General features: G+C 71.9%; 4 protein-coding genes. 3 read left to right on the plus strand and 1 reads right to left on the minus strand.

From position 1 onward, the window contains the following. Positions 1–646 (plus strand): CBS domain-containing protein (locus KN815_RS40915; RefSeq protein WP_372458608.1); only part of this gene is annotated, 646 nt, incomplete at its 5' end. Positions 647–737: 91 nt separating this feature from the next. Here KN815_RS40915 and KN815_RS40920 read toward each other — a convergent pair. Next, complete coding sequence (locus KN815_RS40920) at positions 738–1868, minus strand: alpha/beta hydrolase (protein WP_216346860.1); 1131 nt, start codon at positions 1866–1868, stop codon at positions 738–740. 143 nt (positions 1869–2011) lie between these two features. Between KN815_RS40920 and KN815_RS40925 the strand changes: the two genes are divergently transcribed. Together KN815_RS40925 and folP are read left to right on the plus strand one after the other, a co-directional pair. Next, entirely contained in the window at positions 2012–3844 is a 1833-nt protein-coding gene (locus KN815_RS40925; RefSeq protein WP_216346861.1) for a phosphatidylglycerol lysyltransferase domain-containing protein, read from the plus strand. A gap of 34 nt (positions 3845–3878) precedes the next feature. Continuing rightward, on the plus strand, positions 3879–4646 hold a 768-nt coding region (folP, locus tag KN815_RS40930), incomplete at its 3' end, for a dihydropteroate synthase (RefSeq protein ID WP_216346862.1).

Raw genomic sequence — 4646 nt, forward strand, 5'->3', positions numbered from 1 at the left:
ACGCGAGCATCTACAGAACGAATTCCTGCGACTTCAGTCACAGGTGCGCAAGACCGTGCTCTTCGTCACCCATGACATAGAGGAGGCGGTCCGGCTCGGAGATCGCATCGCGGTCTACGGCTCGGGACGGATCGAGCAGTTCGACACCCCGGCCACGGTGCTGGGCGCGCCCGCCACCCCGTATGTGGCCGACTTCGTGGGCGCGGACCGCGGGCTGAAGCGGCTGTCGGTCACCCCCATCGAGCCGGGGGACCTGGAGCAGCCGCCCGTCGTCCACCTGGACGACCCGCTCGCCAAGGCGGCCGCCCGGCTGGCCTCGGAGGGGGCGCGCTGGGCCGTCGTCCTGGACGACGCGGAGCGGCTGCACGGCTGGATCCCGGCGGACGCGGCCGACGGCACGAAGGGGAACGTACGGGACCAGGCGCGCCGGATGGAGGCGTGGCTGCCGGTCGGGGCGCCGCTCAAGCAGGCGTTCAGCACGATGCTCCAGCATGACGCGGGCTGGATCGCGGTCCTGGACGAGGACCGCTTCCTCGGCGTCCTCACCCCGGCCCGGCTCCATGAGGCCCTCCGCCGCTCGATCGACGCCGACGCGGGCGGCATCGCGCGCGGGGACGTCGAGCTCCAGACCGTCGCCGACGTGTAGCACGCCCCAGGCTTCCCCGGACCTTCCCCGACGCCCTCCAAAGGCTGACGCCCTCCAAAGGCTTTCGGGGGCGTCGGGGGAGCCCCGGGGCTCAGCGGTCGCCGAGGCGGCCGCCGAGCCACTCCAGCGCGGCGGGGACCTCCCGCTTCCAGGTGTTGAAGTTATGGCCGCCGGTGCCCAGGATGATCGACGAGATCCGGGTCGGCGCCCCGTGCCGGTTCAGCCGCTTCACCTTGTTCACGAAGCGCACGGTGTCCTGGTAGTTCTCCTCACCGTGCTCGCTGCTGGAGACCAGCAGCGACACCGGCGGCGCCGGCTTGTGGGACAGCCGCCACATCAGGTCGTTCTCCCGCTCCAGCCGCTTGCTGCCGCCGAAGAGATCGCCCGTGGTCGAGTCGAGCGGGGCCTTGTACGACGGGGAGAGCCCGGCCGCCGCGGAGAAGGCGTCGGGGTGGCGCATCGCCATCTTCAGGGCGCAGTAGCCGCCGGTGGAATTTCCGATGACGCCCCAGTTACGGGCCCGCTGACCCACCCGGTAGTGGTCGGCCACGGCCTTCGGCACGTCCTTGGTGAAGAACGTCTCGGTCCGCGGCCCGTCCGGCACGTCCACGCACTCGGTGTCGCGCGGCGAGGCGACCGTCGGCCGCATCATCACCAGGACGAGGGGCTGCATTTTCCCCGCCTTGACCAGTTTGTGCGAGTTCTGTGGATATTTCATACCATTGATAAGGGATTCGGTGGTGCCCGGGTATCCGGTCAGCACCAGCGCGGCGGGGAAGGTCCGCCGGGCGTACTCGGGCCGGAAGTATTCCGGAGGCAGGTAGATGTACGCGGGGCTCGCGATCCCGGAGACCGGCCCCTGGATGTTCGCCTTCTCGACCCGCCCGGCGACCTTGGGCGACCTGCCGCCGTCCCCGGCCAGATGGCGGGTCTCGGTGACCCGCACCCGGGTACCCGGCGTGTCGTGGTCCACCACGACACCCGGCTCGTCCTGCGTACCGAAGAGGTCGGACCAGGAACCGTAGAAGCCGAACGACTGATTGGCGAACAATCCGACCGCCGCGAACACCGTGAGCTGCGTCCCCAGTAGCATGCCGACCCGGCCGAGCACGGGAGCCACCCCGCGCCCGGACAACCGGGGCCACAGCCATATCGTGGCCGCGAACAGCAGCAATGCCGCCACGACCGCCGCGATCACGAGGTTGTTGCTCGTGAGACCCATCACTATCTTTCTGCCGGGCGGCCGGCTCCCCCGTGCCGCGGTTGGAACCCCACCGCCTCAAATGGCGTCTTCCAGGGCGCAAATCGTGCGGATGCCACGCAACAGAACCAAAGATCCTCTTGACCGAAGCGACGGGAATGCAGATGCCTGACAGTCAAGATGCCGAAACGTCCGGAGAGGTTCCCAACCGGATACGGCGCCTGCTGCACGGCCCCAGGCCGGAGGCCATGCCCACGGTCGTCGGCACCGCCTGCATGCTCATCGGACTGATGGACATCGTCTTCCCCCGGCTGCGCCACAGCAGGGTGCACGCGCTGGCCGAGCTGCTGCCCGGCGCCGTGAGCTCGCTGGCCGCCGCCGCCTCGATCGTGGTCGGTCTGCTGCTGCTGATGCTGGCCCACGGCCTCAAACGGCGTAAGCGGCGGGCCTGGGTCGCCGCCGTGGCGCTGCTGCCCGTCGGCGCGGCCGCCCAGTTGCTCTACCGGCATTCGGTCATCGGCATGGTTCTCTCCCTCGTCCTGATGGGGGTGCTGATCCGCTACCGCGCCGAGTTCGCGGCGCTGCCCGATCCGCGCAGCCGCTGGATGGCGCTGGCCAACTTCGTGGGTCTCGGCGCGGTCAGCGTCACCGTGGGACTGCTCATCGTCCGTTCGCATCCGGACACCATCGAGGGAAGCCCGTCGCTCAGCGAGCAGCTCGAGCACGTCCTGTGGGGCCTGTTCGGCTTCGAGGGGCCGGTGGCCTACCGCCACGGCGCGGACTACACCGTCGGCTACTCGCTCGGCGCGCTCGGCCTGCTGACCGTCGCCACCACCGCCTATCTCGCCTTCCGCCCCGAGCACCCCGCCGCCCGCCTCACCCCCGTGGACGAGGAGCGGCTGCGGGAGCTGCTCGCCGCCCACGGGCGCCGCGACTCGCTCGGCCACTTCGCGCTCCGCCGCGACAAGGCCGTGGTCTTCTCCCCCAGCGGCAAGGCCGCCGTCTGCTACCGAGTGGTCTCCGGGGTGATGCTCGCCAGCGGCGACCCGGTCGGCGACGTGGAGGCATGGCCCGGCGCGATCGCCCGCTTCATGGAGGAGGCGCGGGCCCACTCCTGGACCCCGGCGGTGATGGGGTGCAGCGAGACCGGCGGCGAGGTGTGGACCCGGGAGACCGGCCTGGACGCGCTCGAACTGGGCGACGAGGCCATCGTCGACGTGGCGGACTTCACCCTGTCCGGGCGCGCGATGCGCAACGTGCGCCAGATGGTCAAGCGGATCGAGCGGGCCGGCTACCAGACCCGGGTGCGGCGCGCCGCCGACCTGGGCCCCGAGGAGCTGGAGGCCATCCGGCGCGCCGCCGCCGACTGGCGGGGCACCGACACCGAGCGCGGCTTCTCGATGGCGCTGGGCCGGATCGGTGACCCGGCGGACGGGGACGCGGTCATCGCCACCGCCCACAAGGCCGCGGGCGAGGGCGCCGAGGAGGGCCCGTACGGGGATCTCAAGGCCGTACTGCACTTCGTGCCATGGGGCTCGGACGGAATGTCGCTGGAGCTGATGCGGCGCGACCGGAGCGCCGACCCGGGCATGAACGAGCTGCTGATCGTGGCCGCGCTCCAGGCCGCCCCCGAGCTGGGCGTGGAGCGGGTGTCGCTGAACTTCGCGATGTTCCGCTCGGCGCTGGCGCGCGGCGAGAAGCTGGGCGCCGGCCCGGTGCTGCGCGGCTGGCGGGCGCTGCTGGTGTTCCTCTCCCGCTGGTTCCAGATCGAGTCGCTGTACAAGTTCAACGCCAAGTTCCAGCCGCGCTGGGAGCCGCGCTTCGTGGTCTTCCGCAACACCCGCGACCTGCCCCGGATCGGCCTGGCCGCGATGCAGGCCGAGGGCTTCGTCTCGCTGGCCCTGCCCCGGCTGCTGCGCCGCGGACCGCGCCCCGAGCCCCGGCCCTGCGCCCATCGGGAGCTGGCCGACGGGCGGGGGCTCCAGCAGGCGGCCTGATCCAGAAGCCACCCCCTACGCCTAGGCTGGGCACATGAGCACGTTGCAAGGGCGGGGCCGGGTGGCCGGACTGCCGGAGTGGGACCGGTGCGCGGTGATGGGCGTGGTGAACGTCACACCGGACTCCTTCTCCGACGGCGGCCGGTGGTTCGATACCGAACTGGCCGTCAAGCACGGTCTCGATCTGATCTCCACCGGGGCCGACCTGGTGGACGTCGGCGGTGAGTCGACCCGGCCCGGCGCGGCGCGCGTCGACGAGGCCGAGGAGCTGCGCCGGGTGATCCCCGTCGTCCGGGAGCTGGCCGCGACCGGTGCCGTGATCAGCGTGGACACCATGCGGGCCACGGTGGCCGAGCGGGCCGTGGCGGCCGGGGCCCGGCTGGTCAACGACGTCAGCGGCGGCGGCGCCGACCCCGCGATGGTGCCCACGGTGGCCGCGGCGGAGGTGCCGTTCGTGGTGATGCACTGGCGCGGCCAGTCGATCGATATGAACAACCGAGCGGTGTACGCGGACGTGGTCGGCGAGGTCGTCGCCGAGCTGCGCAGCAGCCTGGAGCAGGCCGTCGCGGGCGGTATCGACCCGGAGCGGATCGTGATCGACCCGGGCCTGGGCTTCGCCAAGGACGCCGGGCACGATCTGACCCTGGTCGCCCATCTGTCCGCGCTGCGGAAGCTGGGCCGCCCGCTGCTGGTGGCGGCCTCCCGCAAGCGGTTCCTGGGGCGCGTCCTGGCGGGCGACGGCGGCAGCCCGCCGCCGGCCAGGGAGCGGGACGCCGCCACGGCGGCGGTCACCGCGCTCGCG

This window comes from Streptomyces niphimycinicus, assembly GCF_018883605.1.
Lineage (GTDB): Bacteria > Actinomycetota > Actinomycetes > Streptomycetales > Streptomycetaceae > Streptomyces > Streptomyces niphimycinicus.